Origin of the sequence: Devosia sp. 919 (assembly GCF_013185965.1) — a bacterium.
GTDB lineage: Bacteria > Pseudomonadota > Alphaproteobacteria > Rhizobiales > Devosiaceae > Devosia.
Genome location: NZ_JABAOL010000001.1, coordinates 3,101,532 through 3,121,200 on the forward strand (window position 1 = coordinate 3,101,532; position 19,669 = coordinate 3,121,200).

At 64.5% G+C, this 19,669-nt stretch carries 16 protein-coding genes; 3 read left to right on the top strand and 13 right to left on the bottom strand.

Annotation, left to right across the window (positions count from 1 at the left end):
* Position 1 precedes the first annotated feature (1 nt).
* The 4 genes from HRQ64_RS15045 to HRQ64_RS15060 all read right to left on the bottom strand — a co-directional run bounded on the left by HRQ64_RS15045 (position 2) and on the right by HRQ64_RS15060 (position 4,846).
* Entirely contained in the window at positions 2 to 982 is a 981-nt protein-coding gene (locus HRQ64_RS15045; protein WP_127753848.1) for an ABC transporter permease, read from the bottom strand.
* A gap of 11 nt (positions 983 to 993) precedes the next feature.
* Positions 994 to 2,166 carry a Xaa-Pro peptidase family protein gene (locus HRQ64_RS15050; protein ID WP_172123998.1) on the bottom strand — a complete coding sequence of 391 codons (1,173 nt, stop codon included), beginning with the start codon at positions 2,164 to 2,166 and terminating at the stop codon, positions 994 to 996.
* 64 nt (positions 2,167 to 2,230) lie between these two features.
* On the bottom strand, positions 2,231 to 3,769 hold the full coding sequence (locus HRQ64_RS15055; RefSeq protein WP_172124000.1) for an ABC transporter substrate-binding protein: 1,539 nt from the start codon (positions 3,767 to 3,769) through the stop codon (positions 2,231 to 2,233).
* 42 nt (positions 3,770 to 3,811) lie between these two features.
* The gene (locus HRQ64_RS15060; RefSeq protein ID WP_172124002.1) at positions 3,812 to 4,846 is read right to left on the bottom strand and encodes a GntR family transcriptional regulator; all 1,035 of its coding nucleotides are present in this window, start codon (positions 4,844 to 4,846) and stop codon (positions 3,812 to 3,814) included.
* Positions 4,847 to 5,061: 215 nt separating this feature from the next.
* On the opposite strand from HRQ64_RS15060, the gene HRQ64_RS15065 reads away from it, so the two are divergent.
* Positions 5,062 to 6,042, top strand: a complete 981-nt coding sequence (locus tag HRQ64_RS15065) for an aldo/keto reductase (protein ID WP_172124004.1) — start codon at positions 5,062 to 5,064, stop codon at positions 6,040 to 6,042.
* Between the two features lie 29 nt (positions 6,043 to 6,071).
* Positions 6,072 to 7,238, top strand: coding sequence for a hypothetical protein (locus HRQ64_RS15070; RefSeq protein WP_172124006.1), 1,167 nt, complete (start codon positions 6,072 to 6,074; stop codon positions 7,236 to 7,238).
* 120 nt (positions 7,239 to 7,358) lie between these two features.
* Here the strand turns inward: HRQ64_RS15070 and HRQ64_RS15075 are convergent, their stop codons facing one another.
* Entirely contained in the window at positions 7,359 to 7,826 is a 468-nt protein-coding gene (locus HRQ64_RS15075) for an Lrp/AsnC ligand binding domain-containing protein (RefSeq protein WP_248305107.1), read from the bottom strand.
* Positions 7,827 to 7,977: 151 nt separating this feature from the next.
* On the opposite strand from HRQ64_RS15075, the gene putA reads away from it, so the two are divergent.
* Entirely contained in the window at positions 7,978 to 11,370 is a 3,393-nt protein-coding gene (putA, locus tag HRQ64_RS15080; RefSeq protein WP_172124007.1) for a bifunctional proline dehydrogenase/L-glutamate gamma-semialdehyde dehydrogenase PutA, read from the top strand.
* A gap of 57 nt (positions 11,371 to 11,427) precedes the next feature.
* On the opposite strand, the gene HRQ64_RS15085 is transcribed toward putA, so the two are convergent.
* The 8 genes from HRQ64_RS15085 to HRQ64_RS15120 all read right to left on the bottom strand — a co-directional run bounded on the left by HRQ64_RS15085 (position 11,428) and on the right by HRQ64_RS15120 (position 19,566).
* Positions 11,428 to 11,781, bottom strand: coding sequence for a RidA family protein (locus tag HRQ64_RS15085; protein WP_172124009.1), 354 nt, complete (start codon positions 11,779 to 11,781; stop codon positions 11,428 to 11,430).
* Positions 11,778 to 12,746, bottom strand: coding sequence for an ornithine cyclodeaminase family protein (locus HRQ64_RS15090; protein WP_172124011.1), 969 nt, complete (start codon positions 12,744 to 12,746; stop codon positions 11,778 to 11,780). Before HRQ64_RS15090 ends, HRQ64_RS15085 begins: the two co-directional genes overlap by 4 nt.
* Positions 12,746 to 13,840 (bottom strand): sn-glycerol-3-phosphate ABC transporter ATP-binding protein UgpC, encoded by a 1,095-nt coding sequence (gene ugpC / locus HRQ64_RS15095; protein ID WP_172124013.1) that lies wholly within the window; start codon positions 13,838 to 13,840, stop codon positions 12,746 to 12,748. Before ugpC ends, HRQ64_RS15090 begins: the two co-directional genes overlap by 1 nt.
* A 22-nt stretch (positions 13,841 to 13,862) precedes the next feature.
* Entirely contained in the window at positions 13,863 to 15,221 is a 1,359-nt protein-coding gene (locus tag HRQ64_RS15100; protein ID WP_172124015.1) for a M24 family metallopeptidase, read from the bottom strand.
* A 14-nt stretch (positions 15,222 to 15,235) separates the two neighbouring features.
* A complete protein-coding gene (locus HRQ64_RS15105) occupies positions 15,236 to 16,444 on the bottom strand; it encodes an ROK family transcriptional regulator (protein WP_127753859.1) in 1,209 nt (402 codons plus the stop codon).
* 50 nt (positions 16,445 to 16,494) lie between these two features.
* On the bottom strand, positions 16,495 to 17,322 hold the full coding sequence (locus HRQ64_RS15110; RefSeq protein WP_127753860.1) for a carbohydrate ABC transporter permease: 828 nt from the start codon (positions 17,320 to 17,322) through the stop codon (positions 16,495 to 16,497).
* Complete coding sequence (locus HRQ64_RS15115; RefSeq protein WP_172124017.1) at positions 17,319 to 18,218, bottom strand: sugar ABC transporter permease; 900 nt, start codon at positions 18,216 to 18,218, stop codon at positions 17,319 to 17,321. The genes HRQ64_RS15110 and HRQ64_RS15115 overlap by 4 nt, the downstream gene beginning before the upstream one ends.
* 82 nt (positions 18,219 to 18,300) lie before the next feature.
* Entirely contained in the window at positions 18,301 to 19,566 is a 1,266-nt protein-coding gene (locus HRQ64_RS15120; RefSeq protein WP_172124019.1) for an ABC transporter substrate-binding protein, read from the bottom strand.
* Positions 19,567 to 19,669 lie beyond the last annotated feature (103 nt).

The following is a 19,669-nucleotide window of genomic DNA, read 5'->3' on the forward strand; positions in this document are numbered from 1 at the left end:
ATCACCCCAACCGGATCCGCGGATCAACCGCGGCGTAAAGCAGGTCAACCACGAGGTTCACCAGCGCATAGATGATGGCAAAGGTCAGCACGATGCCCTGGATCAGCGGCAGGTCGCGTTGCGCGATTGCCCCGATCGTCAGCTGCCCGAGGCCCGGCCAGGCAAAGATGGATTCCACCAGCACCGCTCCGCCCAGCAAGGCGCCAAAGCGCAGCCCGATCACCGAGATCACCGGCAGCAGCGCATTGCGCAGCGCATGGCGCACGACCACGCGGCCCCGGCGCAAACCCTTGGCGTAGGCGGTGCGCACGAAATCCTCGCGCAGCACTTCAAGCATGGAGGTCCGCACCAGCCGGGAGATGATCGCCGACGTATTGGCGGCAAGCGCCAATGCGGGCAGCAGGATGTGAGACAACGAGTCCAGCAGCACGCCCGGACGCCCGCTCAACGCCGCAACCAGCGCCATCGGCAAGGGCTCGCCCCGGCCCACCGCCGGCAACCAGCCCAGCACTACCGCAAAGGCCAGCATCAAGAGCAGCCCCAGCCAGTAGATCGGCATGGAAACGCCCAACTGTGCAAACAGCATCGCCGCGGTATCGATGATCGAGCCCTGCCGCATGGCCGCAACCACGCCCAGCGTCATCCCGATGATGATGGACAATACCAGCGCCACCACCGCCAATTCCAGCGTTGCGCCGAGACGGCCCGCAATGATGGTGCTGACAGGCTGGGTCTGGAAGATCGACTGCCCCATGTCGCCATGCAGCAGCGCCACGAAGTAATCCCACAGCCGGATAAACCAGGGATCATCCAACCCCATGGCCGTGCGCAGGCTCGCCACTGTTTCGGGCGTCGCGTTCTGCCCCAGCAGCACCGAGGCGGGATCGCCCGGCACCAGCAAGAGCAGGCCAAAAGTCAGAATGACGATGCCGATTGCGGTTGGGATCAACAACAGCAATCGCCGGGTGATATAAGCCAGCACCTGCCCTGCCCTCAGCCGATAACGATTTGCGCGAGCTCGCGCGGATAATGCGTCAAGCTATCGGGCCCGGTTTGGGTGACGAGCACCGTGTCGGAGATGCGAAAGCCCCCCAGACCCTGCACGTAAAGCGCCGGCTCGGAGGAAAACACCATGCCGGGCTGCATGATCGTGTCGTCCCCGCCCTCCACCCAAGGCGGCTCGTGGAACATCACGCCCATGCCGTGCCCAACCCGATGCAGGCAGTATTCGCCGACGCCCTCGCCTTTGATGTAACCCAGCGCCGCATCGTCGGCCGAGGCGCAGGTAGCGCCCGCGACAAGGCCCTCGCGGCCAATCTGCTGGGCTTTTTGCGCGATGGTGTAATAGCGCTCCTGCTCGGGGCTCGGCTCGCCTAGGATGAAGGTGCGCTCGCTTTCGGCCGCGCGTCCCCCGACCCGGCAGCCCAGCGACAGGATGATGCTTTCCCCGCGCTGCGGCCGGTGCCCCGATGGCATGCCGTGGGGAAAGGCCGAGCGGGCGCCCGAATAAACGAGCCCGCCGGCAATGCCCTGCACCAGCATCACATTGTCATGCTCGCGATACATGGTGTCGAGCGCATGGCGGATAACATGGGCTTCGAGCTCGATCTCGGTGGGCATCTCGCCATTGCCGCGCAGGGCCTCAGCGATCAGGTCCACCCCGGCCGCCACCATGGAATCGGAGATACGCCCCGCCTCACGCATCAACGCCACTTCTTCAGGGCGTTTGAGAACGCGCATCTGGCTGACGATGTTGGAAGCGAGCACGCGCGCATTGGGGAAGGCAGCAGCGATCTGGGGCACCCGCGCCAGCGAAATGCCGCCGGAATGGCCAACGACGCCACCGATATTGCCAATGGCGCGGCCCAGCACGTCGAAGGGACGGTCACGGCCCGGAAATTCGAAATAAACAACGAGCTCCGCCGCCGCCTGCTGGTCGAGCGCATGATGACGCTCCAGCTCTGGCACCAGCAGATAGGCGCTGTCTTGTGTCAGCGCGAACACCACCGGCCGCTCGGTCGTATAATGGGAAAAGCCGGTGGTATAGATAATGTCGTCATTGGCATCGAGCAGCAGCAGGTCGATCCCGTCCGCGGCCATGCGGGCACGCATATCGCGGTGCAGATCGGCATAATACTGGGCGCTCAGGCGCTGCGAAAAACCCATGACATTTCCCTCGGTGGCAGAATGCGGCCGGCACGGGAGCGCCGGCCGCGGGAACAAATCCGACTTAGCTTGGCATGCCGATCAGGCCGCGCAGATTGCCACGCGGCGTCGCTTCAACCGTGCCGGGCAGGTCCTTGGCATAGAACAGCTGATAGCCCTGGTAGGAAACGATGTAGTACGGCACCTCTTCGGCAAGGATCGTGGCCGCTTCCTGGTAAGCCTGAGTGCGGGCCGCCTGGTCCAGCGACGAGCGCCCGGCCTGGAGCAGTTCATCCACCTTGGGATTGCTGTAGCCGCCCCAATTATTGCCGCCACCCGTGGTCAGCTGCGCAAACAACAGCCGGTCGGGATCAACGATGTTGACCCAGCCCAGCAGCGCGATCTGGTGCTGGCTCTTTTGCACATAATTGGTCGAAAAGGTCGGCCAATCGCTGATCTGCGCCTGCGCATCCACGCCCGCCTGGGCAAAGATCGCCTGCATATATTCAATGGTCTGCACGCGATTGGGGTCTTCGCTGTGGGTCGAGAGCGTCACCGTCAGCGGCTGGCCGTCCTTGTCGAGGAACCCGTCCGAATTGCTGTCGGTCCAGCCCAGTTCAGCAAACAGCGCCTTGGCGCCTTCGGGATCAAACTGCGGCTGCTGCACTTCAGCCGAATACGCCCAGGACGAGGGCAGGATCACCGAATTGGCGACGGCATCGGCGCCCTGGTAGATGTCATTGACGATGGTCTGCTGGTCGATCAGCATCGAAAACGCGCGGCGCATCTTGGGATCGGCGAGCAGCGGGTCATTGGCGTTGAAGTTGACATAGGTCACGGCCAGGCCCGGGATAACCACATTGCCGAACCGGTCATCGGCGGCAAGGCGGGTAATATCCTGCGGCGAGAGCGGCGACTGGATCACGTCCAGATCCCCCGCTTCGAACGCCTGCGCCCGCGAGGAATTGTCCGCGATCAGCCGCATCGTGACATTCTCGACTGCCGGAGCGCCTGCCCAGTATTCTGGATTGGCTTCGAGCACGATCTCGGCGCCGCGGTTCCAGCTGACGAGCTTCATCGGGCCCGCGCCAATGGGCTCGGCCGCAATGTCGCGCCCGGCTTCCACCAGCTCCTGCGGCACAATGCCGACATCGAGATAGGACAGCAACGGTGCATAAGGCGCGCTCAGCACGAACTTGACCGTGCGGTCATCGACCTTCTCGACACTCGCGATCGGCGTATAAAGGGCGCGCATCGGCGAGTTGAAGTCGGGATTGATCAGGGACTGGTAGGTGAACACCACATCGTCGGCCGTTAGCGGCGTGCCGTCCGAGAACTTGAGGCCCTCGCGCAGGTGGAAAATAAAGGTCTGCGGATCAGGCGTTTCCCAGCTTTCCGCCAGGTCGGGCTCGGCTTGGAGGCTGGGCGTGATGGTCACGAGGCCCGAATAGATCAGGTCGGCGGCACGGAATGCCGTGGTATCGCGGGTCAGGCGCGCATCAAGCGTGCCGGCATCCACATCCACGCCCACCACCAGCGTGTCGGCGTCCTGCGCGACCGCCACACCCAGCGGCATAAAGCTCAGTGCCACAATGGCGCTGGTCGTCAATAAAAACTGCTTCATTCTTTTCTCCCTCAGTCGTGTCTAATCTGTTGGCGGTACGATCTATTTGGCGCGCGCAACGGGCTGCCGCTCCCGCGCCCCATGGGGCTCGTTTCCGGCAATCTTGTTCTGGCGCAGCTCGGCCAGGCACGGCACGAGCACGCTTTCCAACGCCCCCTGGTCGGGCGCATGCCGAAATTCGAAACACGGCTTGCCCGGTCCCACCAAATCGATCACGTGATCGGCCCCCGAGGCATAAATCACCGCATCGCACTGCGCGATTGTCTCGGAAATGTCCGCCGCGGCCGACCAGGTCACCTTGATGTCGGCAATGTGGGGCGCAAACTCGCGCACGCTGGGCCGCATTATCGCGATATATTCGGGGAAATAGGTAACCGCAGCCACCCGCATGCGTGGATCGAGCCCGGCCAGCGCCTGCCGCGTTTTTTCCGATGGAATGAACCGCAACCCCAGCAGGCGCGCCGCCGGAACCAGCGCACGCACTTCGGCTTCGCGATTAACGAAGGTCAGCACCAGATCGGCATCGAGCGCAACGCGGCGCGCGTCCTCGGACACTTTGAGCGTATCCAGCGTCAGGATCTGCACCTGGTCAGTGGCGCCCAGCACCGGCTTGATCTGGGCCACATAGTCCCGCCCCGGCTCTTCAAAGATCGCCACAAACACCAGCCGCAACCCTGTCTTGGGCTTACGCAGCTGCGATTGCGCATTGATCATCGACACCAGTGCCATGGGGGAAACGCCGAGCTTTTCGGCCTTGCTGATCAGGATTTCGATATCGGCGCGCAACGCGCTTACCGGCAGGTCACCGCCCGCACTGGTCTTTTTCGGATCACGAGCAGAAAACGCCCCGAGCCCCTGGCGCATCTCGACAAGCCCTGCATCGCGGAGCCGCTGATACACCTGGCTCACCGTCATCGGGGCAATGCCCAGTTCCGCAGCCAACTGGCGCACCGACTGCAGCTTGCTGCCATAGGGGATCCCGCCAAAGGCCAGCGCATAGGTCAAAAGCCCATGCAACTGTGTGCCGACCGGGACCGGCAGCGACTTGTCTATGCTGGATGCGTCGATACGGAACATGTGTACTATCCAAGCGATACACCCAGACCGTATCAACTCTCTCCCGAAACACAATGGGGCCGCACGTTTTTTATCCACAGCAACTTAATGCCTAGTCACTGAGCAAAGCTTTGCGCTTGCACCGGCTGATTTTCGGTGTTCTCTAAGCTTCAACGCGCGCCGCCAGTCGGCTGCGTGTTGGACTCCGAACCCGCGGGCGCGAAAAGGGTGTACTAATGGAATATGTCAATCTCGGCCGATCCGGCCTCAAGATCTCTCGTCTGGCCTTGGGCTGCATGACCTTTGGCTCCCCCAGCTGGGCCCCTTGGGTCCTCGACGAGGAGAATTCCCGCCCCATCATCGCCCGTGCACTCGAGCTCGGGATCAATTTCTTCGATACCGCCGACATGTATTCCCTGGGCGCCAGCGAGGAAGTGCTGGGCCGCGCCCTTGCCGATCACCCCCGCCACAAGCTGGTGCTCGCGAGCAAGCTCTACAATCCCATGAGCCAGGACCCCAATGACCGGGGCCTGTCGCGCAAGCACATCTTCGAATCGGTGGATGGCAGCCTGCGCCGCCTCGGCACCGATTACATCGATCTCTACCAGCTGCACCGCTTCGACTACGAAACGCCGCTCGAGGAAACGCTCGACGCCCTCAACGATCTCGTCCGCGTCGGCAAGGTGCGCTATCTCGGCGCCTCCTCCATGCATGCCTGGCAGTTCATGAAGGCCCTGGGCCTGCAGCGCCAGCACGGCTGGGCGCAGTTCATCTCCATGCAGCCGCACTACAATCTGATCTATCGCGAGGAAGAGCGCGAAATGCTGCCCCTCTGCCGCTCCGAAGGGGTCGGCGTCATTCCCTGGAGCCCGCTGGCCCGCGGCGTTCTGGCCGGCAAGCGCGGCGAAGACGGCAAGGGCAGCACCCGCGCCCAGACCGACCGCACCGCCACCGCGCTCTATGAGGCGACCAAGGCGCAGGACGATCAGGTCGCGGCCGCCGTCAAGGCCGTCGCCGAACGGCACAACTGCCCCATGGCGCAGGTTGCCTATGCCTGGGTCGCGAGCCGCCCCGGCATCACCGCTCCGATCATCGGCGTGTCGCGCCTCACCCAGTTCGACGATGCGGTAGCCGCGCTCAGCCTCAAGCTGACCGACCAGGATATTGCCGAAATCGAAGCGCCCTACCGGCCCAAGCCCGTGGCCGGGCATCAGTAGCGCCATCCTATTTGCCGAGGACTGACCCAATGAAACTTGGACGCGAACTGGCCGAACTGACCGCCGGCCTTGATGCTCTTTACCGCAGCCACAACACCGCTGCTGGCTTTCTGGATCGCGAGGGGCTGATCCCGGTTGCAGTCGCCGATGTGGCGCCCCGCCCCTTGCGCGATTACGCCGAAGCGCGCGCCGCGCTCGAAGCGCTGCAGGCGCGCATTCCCGCCGAGGCAGAAAGCGATCTGCGCCGCGACTACCTGCTGGAAATGGTCGACTCGCTCCTCGCCCTGGTGACCACATTTGAGGGAGCGCCCATTTCCTTTGCGGATCGGGTGCGCCGCCAGATCCGGGTCGAAACCACCAAGGTGCCACCCGCGATCATCGAGGCCTATCGGGACACTATCCGCGACAAGCTGATCGAGATTGGTCAGTGGACCGGCGACATTTCAGCCGATGTGCGTCGCTGGGAAGCCTCGGTTCGCGTCCCGGCCGACCAGGTCATCGACACCATGCGCGAGCTGACCAAGGTGGTGCGCGAGCGGGTCAGCGCCCGCATGTATGATTTCCGCCATGAATGGATCGAGCCCCAGGAGCTGCGCGATGTGCCCTTCTCGGCTTACTGCGATTTTCCCGCGCGCAAGCAGTATCTCAACCTCGACCATCCCTACACGACCTACGCGCTCAAGCACCTGGCCTGCCACGAAGCCTTTCCCGGACACCTCGTGCACCTCGCCCTGCGCCAGCAATATGTGGCCGAAGGCACCATGCCGCTCGATGGAGCGCAGGTCGTTACCAGCTCGGCCAGCAGCGCGCTGTTTGAGGGTATTGCCGACAACGGCCTCTTCTTCATCGATTGGGTGGAAACCCCCGAGGACGAACTGGCCGTCGCCCTCCAGCGCATGCGCGCCGCCCTGCGCTGCAATGCCGCCTGGATGCTGCACAACGACAACATGTCGGCCGATCTGATCGCGCCGATCATGGCCGAACAGAGCTTTGAGGAGCTTCACGCCATCAAGTCCAAATTGCGCTTCCTGCGCCATGGGCTGCGGGCACCCTTTGTTTATTCCTATTGGTGCGGCGACATGGCGGTGCACGACCTTTGGAAGACTGTTCCCAAGGAACGCCACGCCGAGTTCTGGGCCTATCTCTATGGCAACATGCATACGCCAACCACACTGGCGCGGTACTGGAAGTCCTGAAGCACCCGATCCTGACCACCGGCAAGCCTCCCATTGCCGATGGTCATCACCGCTGCATTTATTCCAACCTGCCCGAGGCCGGTCCGGTCTCGGTCACCAGGCGCTCCGCCCCTCCGTGCCCTATTCCGCCTGATCCTTGACCGCCTCCATCGACACATGCGTGCTGGTATGGGCGACATGGGGCAGGCTGCTGATGCGCTCGCCCAACACTTCGCGATAATCGGCGATATCCTTGGTGCGCACCTTGAGCAGGTAATCAAAGCTCGAAGCGATCATATGCGCCTGCTCCACTTCGGGAATGGCGCGCACTGCCTTGTTGAACGCGTTGAGCGCCGCCTTGCGCGTGTCGCTGAGCTTGACCTCGACAAAGGCGACATGGGGCAAGCCCATCCGGTCCGGATTGATCACGGCCCGATAGCCCAGGATGTACTTGGCATCCTCCAGCCGCTTGATCCGCGCCTGGCACGGCGTCTTGCTCAAATTCACCCGCCGGCTCAACTCGGCCACGCTGATCCGGCCGTTCTGCGCCAACTCGTGCAGGATGCGACGGTCGATCGGGTCCAATGCGTCGTGATCGGCAAGGTTCACAGGCGTTTCTCCTAGAAGCTGCCCCAACTATATTGCATTAGGCCGGATCGAGCCACCATATCGGGCGAAATGCCTTTAGGCGCAGCATTATCTTCTACCTGCCTTCCGGCCGAGATACTCGACCGGGAAGGGTTGCCCTGGAGCCCCCCAATTGTCTGAAATCGCTGCTGCCCGCCAAACTCTTCACGCCCGCAATCTGGCCGACGAGACTGCTCTCGTTGGGCAGCTGATTGCCGATACTGGCCTGTCTCCCGCCGAGCGCAGCGCGATCTCGGCCCAGGCCGAAAAGCTGGTGACGACCGTGCGGACCGGCAATCGCCTCGGCCTCATGGAATCCTTCCTCGCCGAATATGGTCTCGCCACGGACGAGGGCGTGGCCCTGATGTCGCTGGCCGAAGCGCTGCTGCGCGTCCCCGACGCCGAAACCGTTGATGCCCTCATCCACGACAAGGTAGGCGGCTCCGACTGGGCCAGCCATTTCGGCGGCTCCTCCAACCAGCTCGTCAACTTCTCCTCCTGGGCCCTCAGCCTCACCGCCGATGTGCTGGGCGACCCCGAAGTCGGCCCCAAGAATGCGCTCCATCGTGCTGTAGCGCGCCTGGGCGAACCGGTGATCCGTACTGCCGTCGGCCAGGCCATGCGGCTCCTCGGCTCCCAGTTCGTCTTTGGCCGCACCATCGACGAAGCCATCACCAATGCCCGCAAGCCCGAGGCTCTGGGCTACCGCTATTCCTATGACATGCTGGGCGAAGCCGCCCGCACCTCCGCCGATGCCGAGCGGTATGCGGAAGCGTATAGCCGCGCCATCGCCACTCTCGCTCCCCGCTGCACCGCCCCGTCCGTGCGCGACAATCCCGGCATTTCGGTCAAGCTTTCGGCCCTTCACCCCCGCTACGAGTTCGCGCAGCGCGAGAGGGTGATGAGCGAACTGGTTGCCACGACTCGGCAATTGGCGCTCGCCGCCCGCGCCGCCAATATGGGCTTCAACATCGATGCCGAGGAAGCCGACCGGCTTGATCTGTCGCTCGACATCATCGCCGAAGTGCTCGCCACGCCCGAACTGGCCGGCTGGGACGGCTTTGGCATCGTGGTGCAGGCCTATGGCAAGCGCGTCCTGCCCCTGATCGATTGGCTCGATGCCACCGCCCGTTCGCTCGATCGCCGCATCATGGTGCGCCTCGTCAAGGGCGCCTATTGGGACGCCGAAATCAAGCGCGCGCAGGTGCTAGGGCTCGATGGCTATCCCGTCTTCACTCGCAAGGCCGCAACCGATGTCAGCTACATCGCCGCCGCCCGCAAGCTCCTTGCGGCCGAGGCGATCTACCCGCAATTTGCCACCCACAACGCCCACACGGCCGCCGCCGTCCTCCATCTCGCCGCCCAAGCCGGCAAGCCCAAGGATAGCTTCGAGTTCCAGCGCCTTCATGGCATGGGCGAGCGCCTTCACGAAGTGCTGCGCACCGCCCACGGCACCCGCACCCGCATCTATGCCCCCGTCGGCGCGCACAAGGACCTGCTGGCCTATCTCGTCCGGCGCCTCCTCGAAAACGGCGCCAACGGCTCCTTTGTCTACCAGATCGCCGACGAGAACATCCCGGCCGCTGTGGTCGCCGAGGACCCCATCGCCAAGCTTCTCGCTTTGGGCGACGCCATCCCCAATCCGGCCATCCCCGCCCCGGCCAATATCTTTGCCCCCCGCCGCAACTCGGCCGGGCTCGATCTCACCGACCCCGTCGCCTTCCCCGCCGCCGAGGGAGCGCGCAACGCCTTTGCCACCACCCAATGGCACGCCCACGCCCTGACCGCGCTCAGCAGCGAACCCGCCCCGGGCGCGCAAGCGCAAACCCTCACCAACCCCGCCAAACCAGCCGACATTCTGGGCACCGTGGTCGACGCCCTCCCGCACGAGATCGAAGGCGCCATCGCCGCGGCCACCCACTCCGGCTGGTCCAAGGAGCCCGTCGCCCGCGGCGCCGAGCTCTTGCGCGCCGTCGCCGATCTCTACGAAGCCAACCGCGCCGAGTTCTTCGCCCTCCTCACCCGTGAAGCGGGCAAGACCTGGGCCGACGCCGTGGCGGAGGTGCGCGAAGCGGTCGACTTCCTGCGCTACTATGCCCGCGGCGCCGAACGGCAGACCCTGGGCGCCCCCCGCGGCCCCTTCACCGCCATCTCGCCCTGGAACTTCCCCCTCGCCATCTTCACCGGCCAGATCGCGGCCGCGCTGGTGGCGGGCAATCCGGTGCTGGCCAAGCCCGCGCCCCAAACCCCGCTGATCGCCTTCCGCGCGATCCAGCTGATGCACGAAGCCGGCATCCCCCGCGACGCCATCCAGCTCCTCACCGGCGCCGGTGAAGTGGGCACCGCGCTCACCTCCCACCCCGCCATTGCCGGCGTCGTTTTCACCGGCTCCATCGCCACCGCGCGCCGGATCGACCAGGCCATGGCCGCCAATCTGGCCCCCACCGCGCCCCTCATCGCCGAGACCGGTGGCCTCAACGCCATGATCGTTGACTCCACCGCCCTGCCCGAACAGGCCGTGCGCGACATCATCGCCTCCGCCTTCCAGTCCGCCGGCCAGCGCTGCTCGGCCCTGCGCGTGCTTTACGTGCAGGAAGAAGCGGCCGAGCGGACCCTCGAAATGCTCAAGGGCGCCATGGACGAGCTGACCCTGGGCGATCCCTGGCACCTCAGCACCGATATCGGCCCCGTCATCGATGAGGCCGCCCGCAGCAAGATCGAGGCGCATATCGAGAGCTTTGCGCGCGCGGGCAACCTCATCCATCGCCTGCCCACCCCAGCCGGCGGCACCTTTGTCGCTCCCGCCGTGCTGCGCGTGCCCGGCATCGAGGCTCTGGCCGAAGAGATCTTTGGCCCCGTGCTCCATGTCGCGACCTTCAGGGCCACTGAGCTCGACGCCGTCATCGCCGCCATCAACCGCTCGGGCTACGGGCTGACCTTTGGCCTGCACACCCGCATCTCCTCGCGGGTGCGTCTCGTGTCCAGCGCCGTCCAGGCCGGCAATATCTATGTCAACCGCAACCAGATCGGCGCCGTGGTCGGCTCGCAGCCCTTTGGCGGCGAGGGCCTTTCGGGCACCGGCCCCAAGGCGGGCGGCCCGCACTACCTGCCCCGCTTCACCATCGGTGCCGCCGAAGGCAAGACCATGCCCCTTCCCCTGCCCGGCCCCACCGGGGAGTCCAACGTCATGCATGTGAGCCCGCGCGGCACCGTGCTCTGCCTTGGCCCCACCCCGGCCGATCAGCAGGCCCAGGCCAATCTGGCCGCCACGCTCGGCAACACCGCTGTTCTGGCCGAACTCGACCTCGACGTGCTCCAGCACGCCCAGACCTTTGATGCGGTGGCCTATTTCGGCGCGGACGGCCAGCTCGGCGCCATCCGCCAGGCCCTGAGCCAGCGCAGCGGCCCCATCCTGCCGCTGGTCACCAGCAAGGATGACGCCCTGCGCCTCGTGGTGGAGCGTCATGTCTGCATCGACACCACAGCGGCGGGCGGCAACGCCACCCTGATGGCCCAGGCCGGCTAGCCAAGCCGGCTAACCGCCCCAACAAAAAAAAACCGCTGGCATCACCAGCGGGCTTTTTTACCCTTGCGCGACCGCCGCCGTCGCCACGAACTCGACCTTGTAGCCGGGGTCCGCCAACAGCGCCTGCACGCAGGCGCGCGTCGGCTTGTTGTCCGGATCGATCCAGCTGTCGTAAACGCTGTTCATCCCGGCAAAGTCCCTGATATCGGCGAGATACACCGCCATCGTCAGCAGCTGCGCCTTGCTGCTCCCGGCCTCCGCCAGCAACCGCTCCACTGCCGCCAACGCCTGCTGGGTTTGCCCCAAGATATCGAGGCTCGTATCCTCGGCCACCTGCCCGGCCAGGTACACGACCCCGCCATGCACCACGGCCTGGCTCATGCGCTTGCCCATTTCCATTCGCTTGATCATGCGATCTCCTCGGCGCCCAGGCGCTCCATCACCAATTCCGCCCCCGCCAGATCTTCGAGGGCATGCCCCGCCGATTTGAACAGGGTGATATCCTCCGGCGCCCGCCGCCAGCGCGGCGCTTCGCCCAGCAATTCGGCCAGCTCCGTTACGTCAGCTGCATCCAGCACACCAGCCGCTATGGGCTGGGCGATGTCGCCGGTTTCGGTTTTTGTGTGCGGCACGTCGACCACCACCCGCGCCCTGCGCACCAGGGCATCATCGCTTTCGCGCATGTCGCGGCGGAACCCGCCGACGAGGTCGATATGCGTGCCCGGCCGCACCTGCTCGCCCAGAATAATGGGCTCGCGCGCCAGCGTCGCCGCTGAAACAATCTGCGCCTGCCCTACGGCCTCGGCCAGTTCCCCGGCCGCGCTCGCGGCAATCCCGCGCGCATGGAGGCTCGCGGCCAGCGCCTCGGCCTTTTCCACATTGCGCCCCCAGATCAGCACCCGCTTGGGCCGCAACACCGCCCAATAGGCTTCTGCCAGTGCTTCGGCGACGCTCCCGGTGCCCACCACAAGGAGAGTTTCGGGCTCGGGATTGGCCAGCACCGAAGCCGCCAGCACCGAAGCGGCGGCCGTGCGCCGCGTGGTCAGCGCGTGCCCGTCGATCGTGCCCAGCGGCTCGCCGCTGGCGGCATCGAGCACCATATAGATCGCCCGCAGTGCCCCACCCGGCCGGTTCCCCAGTTCAGGCAACACAGTCACGAGCTTGACCCCGATCAGCTTTCCCGGCCGCACGGCCGGCATCACCAGCAGCGTGCCCGCAGTTTGCCCCGGCGCCGCCTCGATCGGCACGGCCTGCCGGCTCGGCGCCGTGGGTGGCGCCAAAAACGCCTCGCGCAGTTTTGCCACCAGCGATGGATAATCCAGCAACCGCTCGACCGTCGCCGCGTCGATCACCTTGAGTGCGGTTGTCCCCGCCATCAGTAGATAACCTTGTCGGTCGCAGGATCGATCAGGTGCATGCTGTCCATATCGACGGTTAGGGCAATCGTCTGCTTGGGCGCGGCCTGATACGACGGCGCCACCCGCGCACAGACATTGTCCGTGCCCACCCGCATATAGAGCAGTGTCTCGGCCCCCAGCGGCTCCACCAGATCCACGGTCCCGCTGAGCGCCGCCGTATTGGGGCGGTCATGCACATTGCTGAAAGCTTCGGGCCGCAGCCCCAGCACCACGTCGCGCCCGGCAAATGGCGCATAGGCATCCCGGCGCGACGCCGGCACGGCGAGCCGCTGCTCGCCCGGCAGCTGCACGAACAGCCCGTCGCCCTCGCCCACCAGCCGGCCATTGAGGAAGTTCATTGCCGGCGAGCCGATAAAGCCCGCCACGAACCGGCTCACCGGTCGGTTATAGAGTTCCTGGGGCGGCCCCGCCTGCTCGATGGTGCCATTATTCATCACCACCACCCGGTCGGCCATGGTCATGGCCTCGATCTGGTCATGGGTCACATAAACCGTGGTGGTCGGGATCTGCTGGTGCAGCCGCTTGATTTCGGTGCGCATCTGCACGCGCAGCTTGGCATCGAGATTGCTCAGCGGCTCGTCGAACAGAAACACTTTGGGGTTGCGCACAATGGCGCGCCCCATGGCCACGCGCTGGCGCTGCCCGCCCGAGAGCATGCGCGGCTTGCGTTTGAGCAGGGGCTCGATCTCGAGCACGCGGGCAGCCTCGGCGACCCGCGCCGCCACTTCGGCCTTGGGCATGCGTCGTTGTCGCAAGCCAAAGGCGATGTTGTCGTAAACCGTCATATGCGGATAAAGCGCATAATTCTGGAACACCATGGCGATGTCGCGCCGCCCCGGCTCGACATCGTTGATGGTCTTGTCGTCGATGCGGATCTCGCCACCCGAAATAGTTTCGAGGCCCGCGATCATGCGCAGTGTCGTGGATTTGCCGCAACCCGAAGGGCCCACCAGCGCCACGAACTCGCTATCGGCGATTTCGAGATCGATGCCCCGGACGGCCTGGAAGGTCTGGTAGGACTTGGTCAGGTTGCGGATCGAAAGATGGGCCATGTCGGCTCCTTCGTGTGAGAGCTTAGGCGCGAGCCAGCAGCATGTTGGACGCCAGCCAGAAGGGCGGCAGGCAGAGCGGGGTCGAGGACATCGGCAGGATGGCATCGTGAATGGCGACCCCGAGCTCGTCGCGCATAAAGGCGCGGCGCTGCTCGATGCGGGCATAGACCTGCGGATGGCGCGTGCGCAGCTCTTCGCGCAGCGCCGCATCGGCAAAGGTCACCGCGTCTTCGCAGTTGAGCGCCCAGCCATTGGGCATCGGCACCGGGATCACGTCGATCTGGAAGGGCATGCCCGAAGCGATACGGCTTTGCGAACCCGGCCGCACCGGCGAGTTCAGCCATTCGTCATGGCCCGTCAGGTGCCCGGGATTGAGCGCTGAACCAAGGCCGCCGCGCGCCAGCGCGCCGGTCACCGCATCATGGATTTCGCCACCCGTGACCCCGAGATCGGCCGTTTCATACCAGGTGATCAGCCCCTCGAAATAGCTCTTGGCGGTGGCGAGGAACGCCTCGTCATGGTCGGTCACGAGCCCGGCGCGCGAGGCAAGCCCACCCCAAAAGCTCACCGCCGCCGAAATGCCATTGCCCTTGCCGATGATGCGCCCGGTTGGGCTCGAGAGCCCGATCACCGGCCCCGTAGCATCGCTGGTGGTCAGCATGGGGTGGCAGTTCATCGGCTCGCCGGCATAGCCCATGCGGCTCGCCGCCAGCAATTCGCTGTCCCCGGCCTGGATACCCGTCACCATGCGCCACACCGCTGCCGAGGCGCGCGCCGCGCCCCATTCATAGGCGGCGATCTGGTCGGCATCCACCACCGAGCGCAGGCCTTCGGTTTCATGCATCAGCACCGGAGTGGCTTCCGCCGGGCTTTGGCCGGTGATCCGCTTCAGGAGGATCGGCAGGTAAGCGGGCACGAACAGGCCCGGCTCCTCGCCGTCCCATTCCGTCCCCTCGAAATACTTCCACCCGACAACCCCCACGCTGTCGCCGCTCTTGATGCCGCATTCACGCAGCACCGCCTCGACGCTCGGACGGCGCGAGCGGTCCTGGGCCAACAGGCTCATCGACTGGGCCAGCATCACCTGCTTGCCCGGCAGCGGGGAAATGGCGGTATAGCTTTCATCCTCATTGCCCACGACGAAGATGCGCTGCTCGCCGGGGCCCAGCAGCAGCAGGGCCTCCTCAAAGCGCGGATCAAAGCCCGACATGAAGATGATATTGGCGTTGTGCTCGCGGTCGGCATAGATCACGAGCCAATCATGGCCGGCACGCCGATAGGCCTCGTTGCACCGCGCCGCATAGGTCGCGCCCGGAATGGCGGGCTGCTGCAGGGGAACCTCAATGGCCGGCGCGGCAATCGAACGAAGGGCAATGCTCATCAATAAAGGTCCTTTCAGCTCGCCGCAGATTCTGCGGCAGATGGGTCGGCAGCGCTGGGCGCATGCCAGAGCGGCGCCTTGGCGCCCGAAAAATTGGTGCAGCCTTCCAGCGCCAGGGCGACCCCGCCCAGCGGCACATTGTTGGTGCTGAGGCTCGAGAATTCGATCCGGCAATCCTGCAGCGCTGCGGGCAGCGCCAGCTCCTCGACGGCGTGGATCATCGAGTTGCGGATAAAGGGCGCCAGCCGCGCCAGACTCCCCCCGAGGATCACCCGCGGCGGATCGAAGATATTGATGAGGTTGGACACCCCGATCCCGAGATAACTGCCCATTTCAGCTAGCACATGCAGCGCCAGCTCGTTGCCCGCTTCGGCGAGGTTGAGCAGCTCGGCGGTCGAGGACACCTGCACCCCGTCCTGCTGCAGCCGCTGCGCCAGCGCGAAATCCGACACATAGGCCGACAGGCACCCGGTATTGCCGCAGCGGCACAGCCGCCCATTGGGCACGATCTTGGTGTGGCCGAACTCGCCGGCATAGCCGCCATGGCCCCGAAACAGCGCGCCATCGAGAAACAGGCCCGCGCCCACGCCCGAGGAGCTGTCGAGATAGATAAAGGTCTCGTCCTCGGCTGCGCTGCCGAACAGATATTCGGCCATCGCATCGGCATTGCAGTTGTTGTCGATGTACAGCGATGCCTCGACGGCATTGTCGAGCAGGCTGCGCAATTCGAGGTCGCGCCATCCCAGGTTGGGCGAATGGGCGAGGTGCCCGTCGCGCCCCACCAGGCCCGGCACCGACACCCCCACGGCGCGCACTTCGTTCATGCTGCGACCGATGCTGGCCACCAGCTCGCCAATTCCGGCGCGCAATTCGGCGGCGAGTTCGGAGCGATGCGGCAGCGTGCGCGTCACCTGTCCCAGCGGCGCCCCATCGAGCCCCGTTACCACATAGCTGATCTCACCGGGCACGGGATGCACCCCGACCAGCAGGCCCCCATTGGCCGAGATCGAAATGCGCTCCCCAGGCCGCCCGCGCCCCTTGCCCGCGACCTTGGTGGCGCGCTCGATCAGACCGATGGCCTCGAAATCCTTGAGGATCGCCGACACCGTCGACTTGTCCGTCTCGGCCTTGTCGGCGATCTCGCGCTGCGAGGCATTGGGATTGAGCCGGATCGCATGGAAGATGCGCGAGGCATGGATCTGGCGAACAACAGATGGATGCATGAGCTAGTCCCTCTCGGGCGGGCGTGGCGAGGCAGCCAGGGAATGGGTCATCATTTCGACGAGCCACCCAGCAGGCCCCGCGTGAATGCCTTCTGGAACAGCAGGAACGCAATCATCATCGGAACGATCGAAATGATCGTCGCCGCCATCATCGGGCCGTCATCCACGTCGAGCCCGCCGATCATCGCATAAAGGCTGACCGGCGCCGGGCTGTTCTGCCCGCTGGTGAGCGTCAGCCCGAAGAACAGATCGTTCCAGGCCGAGCGGCTCTGCACGATGGCGATCGCCGCCAGCCCCGACACCGATGCGGGCAGCAGGATCTTGAAGAAATACCCCGCCGGCCCGCAGCCATCGAGCTGCGCCGCCTCGAACATCGAGCGGGGCACCGTCGCAAAATAGTTGCGCATGAAAAACGTCACGAAGGGCAGACCATAGGCGGTATGGACCAGCCACATCCCCGGAATGGTGTTGTAGAGCCCGAGCGAACGCATGATCATGAACAGCGGGATCTGCACCGCCTGGTAAGGCACGAGCATGCCCGCCAGGATCAGCAGATACACCACCCGCCCGCCCGGAATATTGACCTGCGATAGCGGATACGCCGCCAGCGAGCCCACAAACACCGACAGCACGACCGAGGGAATGGTGATGAGGAAACTGTTCCACACCGAGCGCCCGATCCGCTCCCAGCCCTCGGCATAGTTCTGCCAATAGATTTCGCTGGGCAATTGCAGCGAATAGGGGATTTCGGCCGGGCTCTTGAGGCTGGCATTGAACGCCATCAAGAGCGGCGTCAGATAGAGGATCGCCAGCACGACGAGGATGAAATAGCGCAGCCCGGTGGAAAGCGCAGGGCGACGGACGGCAAAGGCGCTCATTCGCGCACCTCCTCGACCTGGGTGGACATGTAATAAACATAGGGCATCACCACGATGGCCGCGAGCACCAGCAGCAGCACCGCGATCGCCGCGCCCTGCCCCATCTGGAAGCGCGAGAACGACGTTTCGTACATATCGACGGCCAGCACATAGCTCGATTCAAACGGCCCGCCCTGGGTCATCGACCAGACGATATCGAAGACACGCATGGAGTCGACGCCAGCAATCCCCAGCACCACTACGGTCGAGGGCAAGAGCAGCGGCAGCTTGATCTTGGTCAGGATGGTCCAGGGCGACGCCCCATCGATCCGCGCCGCCTCGATATATTCGGTGGGCAGGTTCCGCAGCCCGGCAAAGTAGATGAGGAAGGTGAACCCGCTCCAGGCCCAAAGCGAAGCCGCCATGATCGAATAGGTCACGATCTGCGGGTCGCCGAGCCAGTTCTGGTTCCATTCCGACAGCCCCAGACTATTGAGCACGGTCGAGAATAGCCCCGTCGTCGGCCGATACAGCCACCGCCAGGCCGACGCCACTGCCACGGTCGTGATGGTGAAGGGCAAAAAGAAGATGGTCCGGAAAATATAGGCGCCTTTGACGTCGCTATCGAGCAAGAGCGCGAGCCCCAGCCCCACGATCGTGGGCAGCACCAGGAAATAGATCAGCCACTGGAAATTGTTGAACAGCGCATGCATGGTACGCGGCTGGTTGAGGATCTGCTGGAAGTTCGCCAGTCCAACCCATTGCCGCTCCACCGACATTCCGTCCCAGGAATGCAGCGACAGCCAGATCGTATCGATCACCGGGTAAATGAAGGCGGCGATAAACAGCGCGATCGGGCCCAGCAAAAACAGCGCATAAACCAGGTTGCGCCTGGCTCTGAAATCAAGTCCGCCCATGACTGGCCCCTTCCTGCATTCCCAACCCGGCGCCCGCGCGCGCCGGACGATCGGCCCCCGTCGCAACGGGGGCCTTGTGTCATCACCAGGCGTAGAACAGCTTCTGGTCGGCCATCGAGAGGCGCATTTGCTCGAGCATGGCGAGCGAAGTCTCGAGCCCTTCCGGCGTCGGATTGGCCGCGTATTTCTCGATCTCGGTGCCGATCGCCATGCGGTAATCCACCGGCAACAGGATCATGAGGCTGGGCAGTGCCATGGTGGCGAACCGCTCCGCTTCGCGCTTGCCGATCACGTCATAGATGTCGGTGGACACTTCCACATTGGGCGCGAGCGAACCCTTGGGCTGGTTGAACGCGGTTTGCGCTTCCACCGACACCACCGAGCGCACGAACTGCTTGCCCTGCTCCTGCAGGTCGCCCTTGAGCACCACCACCGTATCGGTCTGGAAGATCGACTGGTCCTCGGTGCCCGGCGCGACAAAGAAGTCGTAATCCTCGCCCGGCGTCCAGCCGCGGCCCTTCATATAGCCAGAGATCCAGTTGCCGGCCTGATACATGCCGATCTCGCCGCGCATCAGCTGGTCCGAGCTGTCAGCCCAGGCCGCCGCCGTCCAGTTGGGCGCATAATGCTCGGCATAGTTCTCGCGGAAGATCTCGAAGGCTTCGCGCATTTCGGGACCGGTCCAGGACAGCTCCCCGCGGGCAAACTGCCAATAGCCCTCTTCACCCACAACGCTCAGCAGCGGGGCATAAAAGTTGTAAAAGCTCCAGGGCCAGCCCGCCGAATTGCCGAGGCACGCCACATTGTTGGCCTCGAGCGTTTCGCACACCGTGTTCCACTCTTCCCAGGTCGTGGGCGGGGTCAGGTTGAGCTTTTCAAACAGCGCCTTGTTGTAGAACACGTCATTGACGATGCTCAGCGAAATCGGCAGCGCCGTATGCACGCCACCAAAGGTGATGATGCGGCGCAGCCCTTCGGGGAAGATTTCATCGCCCCGGATATCCTGCCACACATCCTCGATGTCGAGAATGCGGCCCGAATTGGCCACCTGGGTCAGGTCAAAGCCCGAGTTGAACTGATAGGCCATCGGCGGGGTGCCACCCATCAGCGACACCTGCACCTGCTGGCGCAAGCCCTGAGTATGGCCCGGGATCACCCGCTCGGTCACCGGGGCGTCCGGGTTCTGCTTGTTGATCTCGGCGATCATGGCTTTGACGCCATCATACTCGCCGCCAACGCCCATATAGTGCCAGAACTCGGGCACCTGCTGGGCCGAAGCGGGCGCGCTGCCGGCCGCGACCGACAGCGCGAGGAGGGATACGGCAAGAAACTTGGATCTGCTGGACATGGGTTAAACCTTTTGCTGGCCGGTCGTGACATCCAAAAACTGCGCACCCCATAATTTGTTGGAGTGTAGGATTATTGATTGACCGGCTAAGCGTGGCTGTCAA